The organism is Paenibacillus sp. SRL342, from assembly GCF_984798905.1.
Genome location: NZ_OZ481790.1, coordinates 1,020,259 through 1,037,246 on the forward strand (window position 1 = coordinate 1,020,259; position 16,988 = coordinate 1,037,246).

The window sequence follows — 16,988 nt, forward strand, 5'->3', positions numbered from 1 at the left end:
GTTATGAAAAAAATGTTGACGTTGTTACTGTCCGCTGGTTTGGTTGCTTCTATATTTGGTGCCGTTCCGGCTGCGGCTGCGCCTACGGTTGTAAATTCAACCATTGTTGTTCCAAAGGGTACGACCTATGACGGTCAAGGTAAAACATTTGTAGCCAATCCTTCCACACTGGGCGACGGATCTCAAGCAGAAAATCAGAAGCCAGTCTTCCGTCTGGAGGCAGGGGCTACGCTCAAAAATGTAAATATCGGATCACCAGCTGCTGATGGTGTTCACTGTTATGGCAACTGTAATATATCGAATGTGGTCTGGCAGGACGTGGGCGAGGATGCACTGACATTGAAGTCTGCCGGAACGGTTAACATTACCGGTGGGGCAGCATATAAGGCTTATGATAAAGTGTTCCAGATGAATGCAGCTGGAACAATTAACATCAAAAATTTCCGTGCAGACGATATTGGCAAGCTGGTTCGCCAAAATGGTGGAACTTCCTTTGCAGTTAACATGACGCTGGATAACTCCAACATTTCCAATGTAAAAGATTCGATTTTGCGTACAGACAGCAGCACATCACAAGGAAAAATTACGAATACCCGTTATTCCAAAGTGCCAACGTTGTTCAAGGGGTTTGCTTCAGGGAAAACGAGCCAGTCCGGTAACACGCAATATTAAGAACAGGGATACCTTGGAATACGGATTGAAGGCGTCTACGGATAAGGTAGCTATTTCACATCGTGAAGTATGTCCAAAAGGCATCCAGGGGGATGCCTTTTCCTATGCCAACTTTTGATTTTTGTAGAGACCATTGCCACAAATACCCATCTGATGTACATTAGAAGCAATGAAATAAGTGAACCGGGAGCTCAATGAAGTTGGGCTGAGAGAGTGGCCTTGTGCCGCTGACCGTACATCTGATCTGGGTAATGCCAGCGTAGAGAACATGGATTTGCGATATGTAAGGGTGAATTGTGAGAATGAACGTGGATGAACAACAGACCTCTTTGAACTGTGGTGGTGTATCTGCCAGGGCGGAGAGGAGCTGGTTGATATTCCGTATTTTCGACATCCATCCCATACATCATTGTGAGGAATGTACACTGTGCGTAAGGCCTTCCCGGAACCGGGGAGGCTTTTTCGTTTATTATGATAAACCCCACAGGGAACAAAGGAAGGACGTAGAGAACATGGCAACAACAGCAGGCAACAAGCGATTGAAACTAACGGATATTCTGGTAACCATCGTGATCGCAGTAGTGTTTGGGGTGATTTACAAGATATGGGGACCTACATATGACTTGATGAAACCATTTGGCGTTCATGCGGAGCAGATGATCTACGGCATGTGGTTTATGGCGGGCACGTTTGCTTTTGTTATCATTCGTAAACCAGGCGTGGCTATTCTTGCCGAAGTTGCGGCATCAACGGTAAGTGCTTTTCTGGGTAGTGAATGGGGCATGTCCACACTTGTATACGGTCTGTTGCAAGGATTGGGAGCAGAGATATTCTTCGCCGCATTTTTGTATCGCAAAACCAATCTGTTTGTCACCTGTCTTGCAGCCATAGGAGCTGCAGCGGCTTCGCTTTTGCTGGATTATCAGTACGGGTATATTGATTCACTCTCGGCCTGGAACTACACGTTATTTATCGGATTCCGCTTCATCGGAAGCATCTTGATTGCAGGAGTGTTCGCTTATTATCTCGCCAAAGCATTGGAACTAACCGGTGTAACGCGTTCACTCAGACCGGTATCCAAACAAGATTATGAGGCGCTGGATTAGATGAGCGGAGAGGGGAATTCGCAAGCGGTAAGTGTGACAAATCTAAGATGCAAGTTCCCGGGAGAGAAAGCCTTGGTATTTCAAGGCTTGTCTCTCTCTGTTCGTCAAGGGGAGAAAGTGCTGTTGCTTGGCCCGAGTGGCTCCGGTAAATCGACGTTATTGCAAATTTTGAGCGGTCTGATACCACGTTCGGTTGAGATTCCGATGAAATGTGATGATATTCAGGTTCCCGCCAAAGCAGGAGTGGTCTTTCAAGATCCGGATACCCAGTTCTGTATGTCCTTTACGGATGAAGAGATCGCATTTGTTCTGGAAAACCGAAATATTTCGCGTGAAGAGATGCCTGCTCTGATTGAAAATTATCTGAAACAAGTGGGGTTATCCTTTGAACAGAATCGTGTATTGATCCAGTCCATGTCTCAGGGGATGAAGCAGCGTCTTGTGATTGCTTCAATGCTTGCCATGGACCCGGAGGTATTGTTTTTGGATGAACCCACTGCACTGCTGGATGATGAGGGGACTTCCCAGGTGTGGGATACCGTCAGAAGGATCGCCAGTGACAAAACGATCATCATCGTTGAACACAAAATAAACAAGATTGTAGATATGGTCGACCGCATCATTGTGTTATCACCTGAAGGAAAGATTGTGGCGGATGGGCCAGCACAGCAGGTATTTACGGATGAACGGGGCAAGCTGAAGGCTTATGGAATCTGGTATCCGGGTGTGTGGGATGAGCACGAGCAGGCAGCTAAGCAAGAAGAGGGAAGTGCTTCTGGAGAGCTTCAAGTGCGTGTGGATCACGGCATCTCAAGTGTGGAAACACAGCAATCGTCTGGCTTATCCGATACACCGGGTATATCCCCCATATCTCACGTCTCATCCTTATCGCCTGTATCACCCGCCTATCAGCCTGCACTGGACTTGCAGCAGTTCACCGGATGGCGTGGGAAAAGACCCTTCATTCAGGTAGAACAGGCCAAAGTATGGCATGGGGATTGGATTGGTATTGTCGGAGCTAATGGAGCTGGCAAGAGTTCATTGTTGTTATCTCTGATGAATATCCTGAAAACAACAGGTCATTATGAGGTGGACGGTCAGCCTTCTGGCAAAACGGAGCAGCTTGCAGATCGAATCGCGTTTGTATTTCAGAACCCGGAGTTTCAATTTGTGACCAACACCGTCGCGGAAGAAGTAGAATTCTCATTGCTGGGGGGCAGGCTTACAACGGAAGAAAGACTTGCCAGGACTGATCATATGTTGAATCAATTTGGACTAATCGACCTCTCCGAGCGTCATCCCTACCAATTATCGATGGGGCAGAAACGACGCTTGAGCGTTGCCTCTGCACTGGTGAGAGAGCAGCGAATACTGCTGTTGGATGAACCTACTTTTGGACAGGATGCCCGTAATACGTTTGCCATGTTAACACAACTGGAGCAATTGCGGCGTGAAGGAACAGCTATTGTTATGGTTACCCATGATCGTGAAATTGTAAAAAGATATTGCACCCGAATCTGGACGGTAGATGAGGGGAGGTTAACTGATGCAACTGTCGTTTCCTCACCGTGAAACCTGGCTTCATAACGTCAACCCGGGATTAAAGATGATCATTCTGACGATGATGTTTGTCATCGTTATCCTCATTCACAATCTGAATGTAATGGCCAACGTTGCGTTGGCGATGATGCTGTTACTGTGCTGGACAGGTCATCCGTGGTATAGATTGATGCTGTACGCATCACCATTCATTCTGGTGTTTATCTCCACGTCCACAGGTATGATGATGTTTGGTAAGGGAGAGACCACATGGTATAAGTGGGGATTGATTCACATAACCGAGGAGAGTTTCTATCGCGGTCTACACTTGGGTTTTCGCTCGTTGAGCATGGCAGCGGCTGGCTTGCTGTTCGGACTGACAACGAAGCCGGTAAGGCTGTTTTATTCACTGATGCAGCAGTGGCGGCTTCCTGCAAAATATGCCTATAGCTTTCTGGCCGCGATGCGCATGATCCCCATTTTGCTGGATGAATTCCAGACGCTCCGTTACGCCATTCGTATTCGTGGAACACGGCAACGTGGCTCTCGCTGGAATGTGTATGGTACACTTAAGCGTTACGCTATTCCGCTGCTGGCACAGAGTATTCGCCGTGCACAGCGAATGGCGGTAGCGATGGAAGCGAAGGGATTCACGGATGGCGCAAGCCGGACGTATTACATTCAGATTGGCTATTCGCGAGCTGATCTGTGGTTTGTATTTTATTATATGCTCACCTTAACAGCGGCTTATTACATTGGGGTCACCTTTCCTTATCATGCTACGATGGTGGATGTGAGGTAATATTGGGAGATAGATAGAAATATATTGAGGTAAACGGTAACTTTTTCCTTATAGCTGCGTCTCTATTGGAAATAACTTCTAATGGATGGGGATGAACGAGAGTGAAGAGGGGTCCTGACTGGCAGAGAACGGGGTACAAATGGATTACCATGACTGGATTATCAGCTGTGCTGTTGACGGGATGGATGCTGCTGGATTCCAAAATGGTCGTGCTTGGAGGACAAGCGTTGGCTACAACGCCACAAGCCTTGGGTGCAAGTTCTCAAGTCTTATCAACACAGTTGGCCTACAAACAAGGAGAACCCGTTACACTTATGAATGACATTCCTCTGTTCAAAAACAGGAGGGATGGCAGTGTGGCTGCTGACCAGATGGGGATTGAATACTATACAACAAAAAACGAAAAGTATACGTTGGCCTCGGTTCGAGGCGAGTGGGTGCAGCTTAAGTCAACCGATCATGGAAACTTTTGGCTGCCAAGTTGGTATGCACTGAAGGAGAGCAGAAGCATGACGGAAACAGCTCCCCAAAGCTTCACGCTCCAATCAGGCAGTAAGCTGTATCTGGCTCCGGATAGTTCTACAACCTGGTCTTTTGAGAAAGCGCTAACAGATAAGGCTGTTATTGTTGCAAAGTGGAAAGGATGGTATGGGGTCTCCATTGCCCCACGAGTCTGGAATAAAGAATCCTTCACGTATCGGCCAGGACTCCTCTGGATCAAGGCACAGGCTATAGAACAGCGGATGAATGTGGCGGATGGTTGGTTCCAACAGGATGCATCGCTGCCAACTTCGGTTATACGCCATCTGACAGATATTAAGCTGGACAAGGCAACCACCTCCAAACAAGTGGCTGGGTGGTTAGGCGAGCCGGATTGGAAGGAGAGTTCAAGCAATCTAAATTTCACGGGTTATTCAATGAGTATTGGACAGACCTGGAGATATGAGCGGGCAGATGGGCAATTTTTGGTCACATTCAACAAGAATGGCAGACTGGTCAGAACACGATGGAATTTAGCACAGGATAATCGAAATGCTGCCGTTTCTGATTGGAACATCAGTCGGGCGGATGAATATGGGTTCACAACAAAAATCTATGGCACAACGCTGCCGACAACAATCCCCTGGAAACCGGTATGGACCAACCAGGGGGATATTAACTACACTTTTTTACAAGCAGCCACGGATGATGTACTCCTGATGAAAGGGGATGACGGTGGATTTAGCGGGGATTACTACGAAGGTTCCATATATGCTCTTGACCGACATTCGGGTCAGAAATTATGGGGGATCAATGGAGGCTTTGGAAGACAGCAGGCAGAGGTGGATACAGCACGCCAATACGTTACAATCTACACCGATTATGACCCTGACAAGAAAAAATACGTGGATCGTATTCGTCATCTGAACTTGAAGAATGGAGAGGTTACCTGGACGTACACCCCTAAGCAAAATTTTAGACTAAATGGCATCACCGCTGCGAAGAACGTTGTGGTTGTGGATAACCCGGTTGTTGAGAGCTCAAGCAACAGTTGGTTAACGGTTCTCAACAGTGCAAACGGAAAAACATTGTGGACGCGAAAACTGGCTACGGGTTATGAATTATTGAACAAGAGTGCAGATGACCCCTATGTGTTGTTTTGGGAAAAGAATAAGCTGATTGCAGCCGATCCGCAATCAGGCCGGACCGTATGGAGCTTAAAGGGAAAACGAACCACCATAGAACAACTTGGGAATGATCCATATTTTGATGGAATCGAACGTCGTGACCCCTTTGCAACCATGAATGCTAAAAGATGGATATCACTGGATAATCAGTGGCTGCTCCTTGATCTGAACACAGGAAAGAAGCTTGCACAATTTCCTGCTCGGGCAGGACAGAGATTTGAGGAGCTGAATGATGGCATATTGTTGATCCGTGAGAACAAAAACGGCGATCATTACGGCGAATATGAAGATTTTACAACTACCCTGTATGATGCCAAGACAGGCAAAACACGCTGGACGCTCAAGGGCAAGATTGAACGAGGACTGGTGGAAGAGGATCAGTTGTATGTGATTAAGAACGGCTACCCGGCGGCTTTGGATTATAAAACGGGGGAGACGCGCTGGGATACCAAAGATACGATTGCAACATTAAGGCATCCGACGAATCAGGGAAGTTATCTGGTCATTGATGATCAGTTGCTGCTGCCCATGGACGAGAATTTGCTCGTAATGAACAAAAAGAATGGAGCACTGCTAGGTCGTGTACATGACGTTGTGATAGGAAACCCGGAGCACCGGGACCGGGATGCGAAGAATGGAACGATCAACCGGATCGGTAATGAAGTGTATGTGGGTTCGTCCAACGGACGTTTTCGTGTATATGAAGCCAGCCGCCTTCAGGAGGCAATCTCACCTTAAAAGCTTGTCTCGTAAGGGATGTTGATTTATTATAAATGAACAGGCTTGCTCGCGCTCCGGTTATCGGCTGTGCGGGCTTTCTTCATGTGTTCTTGAAGAACCATGCATGATCATTCACGGGAGGACTCTCCATGATCTCATTATATGGTGTAAGCAAACGTTATAACGAGCGCGGTTCCCGTACAGATCAGGGATTCGAAGCATTAAGCTCGGTGTCCCTCGAAGTGGGACAAGGAGAAATACATGGCATCATCGGATCGAGTGGTGCAGGCAAATCCACGCTTCTGCGGATGCTCAACGGATTGGAAAAGCCGGATGATGGTGAGGTTGTTGTGAATGGGCAGCACCTGACCCAGATGAATGAACAGAGTCTGCGTCAGGCACGAAGATCCATTGGCATGATCTTTCAACACTTCAATCTGGTCAGTAACCGAACGGTGACTGGCAATGTCTGCATGCCATTGGAGCTTGCGGGTATGCCCCGTGCACAGCGAGTTGAACGTGGACTTGAGGTGCTGCGGTTTGTTGGACTGGAAGACAAGGGGGGTCAATATCCTGCTCAGCTTAGCGGAGGACAGAAGCAGCGTGTGGCGATTGCACGAGCGCTGGCCAGTCGTCCGGATGTGCTGCTCTGTGATGAACCGACCTCTTCGCTTGATCCACAGACCACGAACGGTATCCTGGATGTGCTGCGACATATCAATGAAACGCTGGGCGTGACCATTGTTGTAGTAACGCATGAGATGGAAGTGGCTCGCAGACTATGTCACAGGATATCCGTCATGAAGGATGGGCGACTCGTTCGTACGTTGTCTAAAGCGGAAGTGAGCAGTATCCCTGCTCCGCAGCCTGATCTGCTGACCTCCTTGCTTGCGGGTGACGAATACGGGATGACAGGTTCGTCTTTCTTCCGTCAGGCAGAACAGGAGGACAAGTCATGAGGTTACCTGAGTCTGTGCTGAAATATCAGCATGAGATATGGCAGGCGATCGGAGAGACTTTTGTCATGGTGGGCATCTCCATTGCGGCAGCTGTTCTGATCGGGTTACCTTTGGGTACACTGCTGTACTTATTCCGGAGAGGACAACGGTATCAGAATCAAACGCTGTCCTTTGTACTCGGTAGTGTCGTCAACATCGTTCGTTCGTTTCCGTTCTTACTGCTCGTTGTATTCATGATTCCATTCACACGGATTGTCGTGGGAACGTCCATCGGTACGCTGGCGGCAACCGTGCCACTCTCGGTCATTGCGATTGCCTACTACGCCAGACTGGTGGAACAAGCGTTGCTGGATGTACCGAGGGGAGTGGTTGAAGCTGCTGCTTCCATGGGGGCATCGACGATGCAACTTGTCGTGAAATTCTTGTACGTGGAGGCACGATCTGGTCTTGTACTGGGACTCACGACAGCTACGATTAGCTTCATCTCCTACTCCACGGTGATGGGCATTGTAGGTGGCGGCGGGGTTGGTGATTTTGCCATTCGCTACGGTTATCAACGCTTCGAAACGGAAATTATGGTATTTACGATCATCATCATGATTATCCTGGTACAGATGATCCAATTCACAGGTAGCAGACTGTCCCACTGGCTGGATCGCAGATCCTGAACGGTTGGACCGTGCATTATTACGAATAACCAATACAGATTATACGATGAGGGGAAGACATGAAATGAAAGCAAAAATGATGCTTATGTTGCTTGCAGTAATGCTGGTTGTAGCTGCTTGTGGCAAAAAAGAAGAAACACCTGCGGCTGAAGGAACAAAAGAAGATACACAAGCTGCGCAAGAAGTTACGCTGAAAGTAGCCACGTTGATTCCACCGATGACAGATGTACTGGATATTGTTAAACCGCTATTGAAGGAAGATGGCGTCAATCTGGAAGTTGTTGTGTTGTCAGATAACGTTCAACCAAATACGGCACTCGCGAATAAGGAAGTAGATGCAAACTTCTTCCAACACGTGCCTTACATGACCCAGTATAATGAAGCGAACAATGCCAATCTGGTGGCGGTACAGCCTATCTATAATGCCATCTATGGCGGCTACTCCAAAAAGTACAAAACGATTGAGGAATTGCCAGAAGGTGCAACGATTGCAATTGCGAACGATCCCTCCAACATTGGTCGCTCTCTTGTGATGCTGGAGCAGAACGGGTTGATTAAGCTGAAAGAGGGCGTAGGTTTTAACGCCACACAGGCAGACATCACCGAGAATACAAAGAACTTCAAGTTTGAGGAAGTGGACTTGTTGATGCTGGCTCGTATGATGGATGATGCTGATCTGGTAGCCATGACACCGGCATATGCGAGTCCGCTCGGTCTTACACCGAAGAAGGATGCGCTGTTAACCGAGAAGGATGATTCCCATTTTGCCATCACCATGGTTGCCCGTGAGGATAATAAGGACTCCGAAGCGATCCAGAAGCTGGCTAAACGCATGGCGGGTCCAGAGGTCAAAGCCTTCTTCGAAGAGAAATATGCAGATATTGCGATCCCGGCATTTAAATAGAGAATACGTTGGTCCAATGTAAATAACCTTTAGATCTGAGTGATAACGCTTGGATCTTTTTTTATGGAATTCGGCAGGTTACTGTAACAAGTATTTAAAAATTTAACAATTTGGTCATATCGCTGGGTTACTTTATTTAATAGTTTTTTCGTATAATTTGTTTGAAAGTAGTTCTTTAGGATTATAAATTAAGAGATTTAAGTAATATTTCTAGTGCGAAAATTGTCTTTTGCGAGAGGCAGGACCTAATTTTTAATATCTTGAGGAAGGAGGGCTCTGTACTCTAAGAGAGCTAGACCAAGTAAAACTAAATTAATCTGGAAGAGGTAGAGAAATTTGTCCCCCAAAAATAGCAAATCGAATTGGTTCAACAAGATCCTTAATAACTTTAAGACGAAACTGGTGGTGTCCTTTGTTGCTTTCTTGGCCATTCCATCGTTCAGTATTGGAGTCTTGTCTTATAACAGTGCGAAGAATGAAGTTGAGAAGCAAATTCTACATAGTGCAATGGAAAACGTGAACCTTGCCAGTGCGACCATCGATCTTTCGATTAATGCCAAGCGCGACCACATTGAATATTATGCGAATACACTCGCCGAGGAATTACGTCAAGAAGATGCAGAGGTTCGAGTTGTGAACGAATTGAAGGGGTACGCTGCACAGAACAAAGACATCATCACCATAGGAGTGGGAACAGAAGCCGGTGTCTACCTGATGTCCTCCGATGCGGAAATGCCTGAAGATTACGATCCGCGAACAAGACCATGGTACACAGAAGCGATGAGTACTCCAGAGCAGGTCATTGTTACAGACCCTTATATTTCTGCCGAGACAAACGAAATCACCATCACCATCGCCAAGGCATTGAATGACCAATCTGGTGTAGTTCAGCTGGATCTGAATCTGTCGAATATAAGTACCTTGGTGAGTGGAATTAACGTGGGAGAACAGGGATATCTGATCCTATTGGATGCCAGCGAAAAGTATATCTACCATCCCACGGTAGAACCCGGAACAGATGCAACAGAGGATTTTTGGAAACCGGTATATGCGAATGAATCGGGCAACTCCAACTATACCGTTGATCAAACGGATAAAGTGATGTATTACGCCACGAATGCATCCACGGGATGGAAGGTCGCTGGCACCATGTTCTCTTCTGAGGTAGACGATGCGGCAGCACCAATTCTAAAACGAATGATTATTGTTATTGTCTCCTGCCTCGTTGTTGGTATTGTGATTATCTGGCTTGTGATGCGATCCATCATTAGACCCATTCGTCAGTTGAAGGATCAGGCGATCCAGGTGAGTGAAGGGGATCTTACCCAAACGATTACTAGCACAAGCCATGATGAGATTGGTGAACTGAGTGATGCCTTTGGCAAAATGCAGCACAATCTGCGTGTGCTGATTGAAAATGTGGAAAACAGTACAAGCCAGGTTGTCGTCTCATCGGATGAGATGACTCAGAGTGCGGAATCAACCAGTGCGGCCAGTGAGCAGGTCGCGCGAGCCATTCAGGAAATTGCGAGTGGTGCCGAGAAACAGACTGAAGGTATTGACCACAACCATCAGGCCATGAATGAAATAACAATTGGGATAACACGAATCGCCGAACGTTCCATACATGTCGCTGATTTGGCGAAACATACAACGGTACAAGCGGAAGAAGGCGGCAACACCGTCAAGCAGACGGTGAGTCAGATGCAATCGATTCAAGAAACGGTAGAACAGACAAACCAATTGATTCACGCGTTATATGAACGATCACACCAAATTTCAGCTATCACGGAGTTAATCGGAAATATAGCCAAGCAGACCAATCTGCTCGCGCTGAATGCATCCATTGAAGCAGCTCGTGCAGGTACGCATGGGAATGGATTCGCCGTTGTAGCAGCGGAGGTACGCAAGTTGGCAGAGCAATCCGGGCAATCCGTCAATGAAATTACCGTGCTAACCACAGCAGTACAGGAAGATATGGCTGCTTCCGTTCGCATGATGGAGAAAGTGACCACAGAGGTTGGAGAGGGTATGGAAATCTCAACAGAGGCCATTCGGAAGTTTGAACGCATTCTGGATAGCATGCGGGAAACGACACCTCAGATTGAAGAGATTGCTGCCACGTCGCAAGAGATCACAGCAGGTGTACAGGAAGTATCTGCTGTGTCCAATGAACTGGCAGGTATTGCTTCAGGTAACGCCGCGGCCTCCGAAGAAGTGGCCGCTTCCTCAGAGGAGCAACTGGCAGCGATGGAGCAGATTTCTTCCTCGGCTCGGGGCTTGTCTGCCCTGGCTGAAGAGCTGCAGCGCCTGATTAGACAGTTTAAGTATTAAACGGGATCGTAGAAGTGAGTATCACAGGGACAGCATCACATCATGTTTCACTAGAGGGAGTGGACAACCATGCAACTGGAACTCAAAGCCTTCTTACTGCTAACGGATGCGGTCATGATTACAGATGAGGAAGGTGTGATTCTGGATGTGAATTCCGTTTATGTAACCAAAACAGGATTCTCACGGGAGAGCACCATAGGTAAGCCTGCTCGATTGCTAATGGATACCCACTGGAGAGGAAATCAGACCTGGTCCGGCGTAGCCAAACTAATGAAGGTTGATCAGGAAGTATGGGAAGCTCAGGTCACCATAACATCGGTACATTTGGATGACTCTCTCTTTTATATCAGTATATTTAATGATGAATTTTCATGAAAAAAAACGTTGTTTGGTGATAAGGGGATGTTAGCTGAAAGTAGTAATTATTTTCAAGAAAATGGTCAATATCGTCAATTGAATAAGGGAGCACGGCATACTATGATTTGTGTACTGAGGAACTGCGACCATGAATCTGACAACATTCATTGAATGCATGAAATCCTGAAGTCGTAATGTGGACGGTGACCATTTGCTACGCGATCTTTTATTAAATTTCACGCTAATTTTGATCTTTGTTTTCCTAATTCATCACTATCTGAATCATACAAATGCTACCCGTTCAACATCCATCACGACTCGGATCATTAATGGTGTTACGCTGAGCATGTTGGGCACGGCGCTCTATTATTTCTCTATTGTGCTTGAAGATGGTACATTGTTGAATTTCCGGGCCATTGTGTATCTGCTTGCTGCTTATTTTGGTGGGAGTGGCTCTGCTTTCGTTACTTTTGCATTCATGTGGATGTTTCGGATTAATATGGGGCGTAATCCCTTGTTGGAGAACTGGCAGTATGCGTTGACTGAGTTGTTATTTGTTATAGCCATATGTCTGATCTTTAAGTATATCAGGGGATTTATGCAGAAGTGGTTGTCCGGAGCGTTGCTGCTGATTACTTTGTATGAGTTTTCTGTACTAAAGACAAATTCCCCTTCTCTGCTGATGATGGGGCAGATTCTCTTTTTTCAATGTATCTGCCTGCTGTCCGTTATATTATTCCTGTATTATCTGAACCAAAATCATCGATATAGGAGATTGGTCATTCAGAGGGATCAGGAAGTGCTGGAGATGCTTCGTATGCAGCCGGGTTTTACTTTTAAAATCCGAAAACAGAACGGAAAATTTGAGTATCTTGTGCTTGAGGGAGAGATGCTCTCCCGACTGGGCTTGGATATGAGTAGTCTGAAGCAAGATTACAAACTGGGCACATTGGATATTTTACCTCAGGAAAAGGTAGAATTTCTGCGGAAGCAGTTCGACCGGGCATGGAAAGGGGAGTCTTTCTTTTACGAGATTGAGCATGGAGGTTACTATTCACTGGTGAAGCTTCGTCCGCTGCGAGAAGAAGGCATGGTGAAGTATGTCATAGGGTATGGACTTGATATTACAGAACACAGAGCAGTTAAACGAAGGATTCAAGAGAGTGAGGAGCGTTACCGTACACTTGAACGAGTGTCGACAGACTGGTTTATCGGTTTGGATGGCAACAGATGTGTGGTGTCAGTTAATCAGAAATTTCTGGATGTTCTTGATCTCGACAGGCATGAAGTCATGGGCCGTGAGCTTGAAGAATTGATATTCATTGAGCAGTCGGCGAAATGGGTGTTATCTTTTCAAAAAGTTTTACACCACAATGTACCTCAGGATACGGAATTGAGTCTCATTGTTGGGAAAGGAAAAGAACAGCATGTTCGGGTTCACCTTTACCCTGTAAAGGCCCCTAACTCGTGCGAGAAAGTCAAGGCAGTTATTCATGACATTTCGGATCAGTACCGTCGTGTCAAGGCGGACAAAGCCAGTCAGGCAAAGAGTGAGTTTCTTGCATTCATGAGTCATGAGATTCGTACCCCACTGAGCGGAATCATCAGCTTTTCGTTGTTGCTGCAACGGACAGACCTAACCTCACAACAATTAGATTATTTGAGTAAAATCAATGCGTCTTCACAAACCCTGCTTACTCTGGTGAATGATATTCTTGATTTCTCGAAAATGGAGGCAGGTAAACTGATTTTGGAGAAAGTACCCTTTGCACCAGAGGATGTGTTCAAGCGTGTGGCAGATCAGATCGGTGTGGCCCTCGGGTACAAGGAGATCGAAGTCATCTTTAAGACCGACCCTGATCTGCCATTAACGGTAATTGGTGATCCTTTTCGGCTTGAGCAGGTGTTATTAAATCTGCTCAGTAACGCGATTAAATTCACAGAACATGGATATGTTATCTTGCAGGCAGCGGTAATTTCATTGGAGGCTGAGCGAGTTCAGGTTCGTTTTGAGATCGAAGACACGGGGATTGGAATTTCACCTGAACAACTGGAGCATATTTTTGTCCCGTTTACGCAAGCGGAGCCTTCCACTTATCGAACATATGGTGGCTCTGGACTTGGGCTGGTCATCTGTTACCTGCTGGTAACCTCATTGGGAGGAGACTTGCGGGTGGACAGCGTGCTTGGAGAGTACAGTCTATTTTCATTCGACTTGATATTTGAACTTGCAGATTCGGAAGAAGAAGAGAGTTTCTCCCTGCATACACACCCTCTCCTATATGGTGCGAATGATGTGGTTATCATTGAAGATGATGAACGGATGGGCGAAAACCTGAAGCAGCTGCTCTATTCATTCGGGATGAATCCGACGCTGTATACTTCCTTGAACCATATGATGGAGAGTGGTGGGTATACTCCTGAAGCCGAAGCGATGTTGATCATGTTGGATATGGATATAGAAGACACAGTCAACGGTTCGTTATGGGACAACTTCATGAAGCGATTGGATCGAACGAAAATTCAGGTGTTGGGGTACACACGGGCATTTAGCGAAAATGCGCTGTGGATTGAGAAGAGATCCGTGCACCCTGATATCATGATGGTCAAACCGATTACACGTCTGGGATTATTCGAAGTCATTCTTGCACTTCAGGGTGAAGGTCCGCTGGCCAAAAGTCAGTTGGCTGAAGGCGACGATCCCTATTCGCTTGATCAGAAAGGACATATCCTGATAGCTGAGGATCATGAGATCAATCAACTGGCAATTCGGGCGATGCTGGAACATAAGGGGTTCCAAGTGACGCTGGCAGCCAGTGGCACAGAGGTTCTGAGAAAGTTAGACGAACAAGTATGGGAATTGATTCTAATGGATCTGTACATGCCTGACATGAATGGAGTGGAAGCAACGCGACATATTCGCAAGATGAGGGAATATGATCGTACACCCATAATCGCTATAACAGCAAATGCTCTACAAATAAATCATGAGAGATGTATGGAGGCTGGGATGAATGCCATCCTGACCAAACCCATCCATGAACAACAGATGGCAGACATATTGGCAACATGGATTGATCTGAGAGGTATGCGGAAGATTAGCGGAATTGATGTAGATAAGGCGATCAGGCAGATGGACGGCAAGCCACATATTCTGCAATATGCGCTCACGAAATTCAGGATGGAGTATGACTCGTTTCAGAACAAACTGACCACTCAACTTCGCCAGCAGCAGATTGCTGGTGCGATCCGCAGCGTTCATTCTCTCCGAGGCGTGGCTGCCAATCTGCATGCAGTGGAGCTGTTACGTCTAATTCTTCAACTGGAATCGCTTTTGTCCCGTTCGTTATTCGAAGAAGAGGAACTGAGTTCGGTTTTGGAGAAGGTACAAAAAGAGATTGATATCATTACCGGGTCTCTGCCTTGGTGACATGAATGAAGCTGATGTGTTAAGGTGTGAACTTATATCCGACCCCCCAGATGGTTTGAATATATTGGGGGTTTTTCGGGTTTTCTTCAATTTTTTTACGAAGCTTGGTAATGTGTACATCGATGGTGCGATCATTAATATAAGCATCAATACCACGAATGGCTTCAATCAAGGCATAACGACTGTAGACTTTGCCGGGATTGAGGACAAATAGCTTCATGATCTCAAATTCGGAGAATGTCATCTCCACTCGCTGGTTATTCAACAGGACGGCTCGCCGAGCCAAATCGAGAGAAATTCCGCAATCCTGTACAGTGACAATGGAGCTGTTCAATATGGAGTAACGACGTAATACAGCCTCAATACGTGCTTTCACTTCCTGCATGCTGAAAGGCTTGCATACATAATCATCAGCTCCATCTATTAATGATCGAATTCGCTCCGAGACTTCGGTTAACGAAGAGATGACGATGATGGGAATTGCTGTATGCTGACGCATGAGAGAACAGGGATTCTTGCCTTCCGAATCAGGGAGCAACAGGTCAAGTAGCAGGATATCAGGCCGCGCTTGAAGTTGTAGAAGACCATCTCTTGCGTTAGCGACACGGATAACATCATACCCCTCACCTTGCAAATACAGGGATAATGTATCTCCTAACATGTTATCGTCCTCAATGATAAGCACTTTGGTCATGATATTCCTTTCTGAATCGACTTCGTGTAGAAGGTCTAGGATCCATGGGTTAGCTTAATATACTTGATCATGTATACCCTGATAATTAAAATATGCAACAAAAGGATGTCAGGATTCTAACATGATTGGGCAAGACCTGAGATTCTGAGTCAAAGCTTGCCAACATGTGAATCTGCTTCACGCTCGATCAGGCGCATCAGTTTACGCTCGGTAGCGGTCTCTGGTGCCGGCGTGTAGACACTGCAACGCAGATCGGAGCTGCCTTGAACCTGCAACGAAGTCAGATCAAACAACATTTTGCCTGCTTTGGAATGTCTGAATTCGATTAAGACATCCGGAGCACTGCTGACGCTGCTTTGTTTCCAAAGGGTATGGAAATCAGGATGTCTGTTCATCATGTCATCCAGAAATAAATTATACCACTCATCATCGACATACTGACCATAATAGGCACGGAAAATCGCCAGAAATCCGCTAACAAAGTCCTCCCAGTTCACCGCAAGCCTGCGAAATTCCTTTCGATCAAATAACAGACTGATCATATTCCGCTGTTCGGGGGCAATCTGTTCAAAGTCCATAAAAACATGGCGGGCTGCGTCATTCCAGCCGACGATGTAACAACGTCGATCCGAAATCACCGTAGGGCAATATTGAAGTTCCTGCAAAATTTTCCGCAAGGAAGGGTGAAGTTGAACAGGTTCTTCCTCCGGCGTAGGCAGCTCCGAATGATGCTCCATGGCGAGCGAAAACAGATATTTTCGTTCATCCGCAGTAAGCCTTAGTGCTGAAGCAATGTTATCCAATACGGAATGGGATACCTGAATATCCCGACCTTGCTCAAGCCAGGTATACCATGTTGTACTCACTCCTGCCAGTTGGGAAACCTCTTCTCTTCTCAGCCCAGGCGTTCTTCTCCGACTTCCAGTGGGTAAACCGACCGATTCGGGAGAAATTTTGGAACGCTGTGTTTTCAGAAAAGTGGACAATGCCTGTAACCTGACATCGTAGTTCAATCCATCACCTTCAATCCTCGTTATCATGGTAGTCATTATACTATTATAATTGACAACTTGTAATAGGATATTCAAAAGTGCACTATTAGTGGCAGAGCGTAAGATTAAGGTAGACAACAGCGC

The 16,988-nt window shown here is 46.5% G+C and carries 13 protein-coding genes; 11 read left to right on the plus strand and 2 right to left on the minus strand.

All coding sequences use genetic code 11. From position 1 onward, the window contains the following. Nucleotides 1–3: 3 nt before the first annotated feature. The 11 genes from AC4E8D_RS04635 (at nucleotide 4) to AC4E8D_RS04685 (ending at nucleotide 15,158) form a co-directional block, all read left to right on the plus strand. Complete coding sequence (locus tag AC4E8D_RS04635) at nucleotides 4–672, plus strand: pectate lyase (RefSeq protein WP_339182096.1); 669 nt, start codon at nucleotides 4–6, stop codon at nucleotides 670–672. Between the two features lie 512 nt (nucleotides 673–1,184). Further along, nucleotides 1,185–1,778, plus strand: a complete 594-nt coding sequence (locus tag AC4E8D_RS04640; protein ID WP_036672660.1) for an ECF transporter S component — start codon at nucleotides 1,185–1,187, stop codon at nucleotides 1,776–1,778. Then, nucleotides 1,779–3,350 (plus strand): ABC transporter ATP-binding protein, encoded by a 1,572-nt coding sequence (locus AC4E8D_RS04645; protein ID WP_221818813.1) that lies wholly within the window; start codon nucleotides 1,779–1,781, stop codon nucleotides 3,348–3,350. It abuts the gene before it with no gap. Continuing rightward, on the plus strand, nucleotides 3,325–4,119 hold the full coding sequence (locus AC4E8D_RS04650) for an energy-coupling factor transporter transmembrane component T family protein (RefSeq protein ID WP_221818814.1): 795 nt from the start codon (nucleotides 3,325–3,327) through the stop codon (nucleotides 4,117–4,119). Before AC4E8D_RS04645 ends, AC4E8D_RS04650 begins: the two co-directional genes overlap by 26 nt. Nucleotides 4,120–4,268: 149 nt before the next feature. Continuing rightward, nucleotides 4,269–6,524 carry an outer membrane protein assembly factor BamB family protein gene (locus AC4E8D_RS04655; protein WP_490205898.1) on the plus strand — a complete coding sequence of 752 codons (2,256 nt, stop codon included), beginning with the start codon at nucleotides 4,269–4,271 and terminating at the stop codon, nucleotides 6,522–6,524. 131 nt (nucleotides 6,525–6,655) lie between these two features. Then, a complete protein-coding gene (locus AC4E8D_RS04660) occupies nucleotides 6,656–7,465 on the plus strand; it encodes a methionine ABC transporter ATP-binding protein (RefSeq protein ID WP_221818816.1) in 810 nt (269 codons plus the stop codon). Further along, a complete protein-coding gene (locus AC4E8D_RS04665; RefSeq protein WP_047841707.1) occupies nucleotides 7,462–8,133 on the plus strand; it encodes a methionine ABC transporter permease in 672 nt (223 codons plus the stop codon). The genes AC4E8D_RS04660 and AC4E8D_RS04665 overlap by 4 nt, the downstream gene beginning before the upstream one ends. Nucleotides 8,134–8,197: 64 nt before the next feature. Beyond that, nucleotides 8,198–9,037, plus strand: a complete 840-nt coding sequence (locus tag AC4E8D_RS04670; protein ID WP_490205899.1) for a MetQ/NlpA family ABC transporter substrate-binding protein — start codon at nucleotides 8,198–8,200, stop codon at nucleotides 9,035–9,037. A gap of 336 nt (nucleotides 9,038–9,373) precedes the next feature. Continuing rightward, complete coding sequence (locus AC4E8D_RS04675; RefSeq protein WP_339306912.1) at nucleotides 9,374–11,371, plus strand: methyl-accepting chemotaxis protein; 1,998 nt, start codon at nucleotides 9,374–9,376, stop codon at nucleotides 11,369–11,371. Nucleotides 11,372–11,440: 69 nt separating this feature from the next. Next, nucleotides 11,441–11,746, plus strand: a complete 306-nt coding sequence (locus tag AC4E8D_RS04680) for a PAS domain-containing protein (protein ID WP_221818818.1) — start codon at nucleotides 11,441–11,443, stop codon at nucleotides 11,744–11,746. Nucleotides 11,747–11,975: 229 nt separating this feature from the next. Beyond that, the gene (locus AC4E8D_RS04685) at nucleotides 11,976–15,158 is read left to right on the plus strand and encodes a response regulator (RefSeq protein ID WP_339306915.1); all 3,183 of its coding nucleotides are present in this window, start codon (nucleotides 11,976–11,978) and stop codon (nucleotides 15,156–15,158) included. A 19-nt stretch (nucleotides 15,159–15,177) separates the two neighbouring features. Here the strand turns inward: AC4E8D_RS04685 and AC4E8D_RS04690 are convergent, their stop codons facing one another. Further along, nucleotides 15,178–15,852: a response regulator transcription factor gene (locus AC4E8D_RS04690; protein ID WP_221818820.1), complete on the minus strand. Its 675-nt coding sequence runs from the start codon at nucleotides 15,850–15,852 to the stop codon at nucleotides 15,178–15,180. Nucleotides 15,853–16,001: 149 nt separating this feature from the next. Next, on the minus strand, nucleotides 16,002–16,865 hold the full coding sequence (locus AC4E8D_RS04695) for a helix-turn-helix transcriptional regulator (RefSeq protein WP_221819288.1): 864 nt from the start codon (nucleotides 16,863–16,865) through the stop codon (nucleotides 16,002–16,004). Nucleotides 16,866–16,988 lie beyond the last annotated feature (123 nt).

Bases quoted from the DNA above. Each gene is read 5' to 3' on its own strand.
- AC4E8D_RS04635 (WP_339182096.1), top strand. From the start codon at position 4: ATGAAAAAAATGTTGACGTTGTTACTGTCCGCTGGTTTGGTTGCTTCT.
- AC4E8D_RS04640 (WP_036672660.1), top strand. From the start codon at position 1,185: ATGGCAACAACAGCAGGCAACAAGCGATTGAAACTAACGGATATTCTG.
- AC4E8D_RS04645 (WP_221818813.1), top strand. From the start codon at position 1,779: ATGAGCGGAGAGGGGAATTCGCAAGCGGTAAGTGTGACAAATCTAAGA.
- AC4E8D_RS04650 (WP_221818814.1), top strand. From the start codon at position 3,325: ATGCAACTGTCGTTTCCTCACCGTGAAACCTGGCTTCATAACGTCAAC.
- AC4E8D_RS04655 (WP_490205898.1), top strand. From the start codon at position 4,269: ATGACTGGATTATCAGCTGTGCTGTTGACGGGATGGATGCTGCTGGAT.
- AC4E8D_RS04660 (WP_221818816.1), top strand. From the start codon at position 6,656: ATGATCTCATTATATGGTGTAAGCAAACGTTATAACGAGCGCGGTTCC.
- AC4E8D_RS04665 (WP_047841707.1), top strand. From the start codon at position 7,462: ATGAGGTTACCTGAGTCTGTGCTGAAATATCAGCATGAGATATGGCAG.
- AC4E8D_RS04670 (WP_490205899.1), top strand. From the start codon at position 8,198: ATGAAAGCAAAAATGATGCTTATGTTGCTTGCAGTAATGCTGGTTGTA.
- AC4E8D_RS04680 (WP_221818818.1), top strand. From the start codon at position 11,441: ATGCAACTGGAACTCAAAGCCTTCTTACTGCTAACGGATGCGGTCATG.
- AC4E8D_RS04690 (WP_221818820.1), bottom strand. From the start codon at position 15,852: ATGACCAAAGTGCTTATCATTGAGGACGATAACATGTTAGGAGATACA.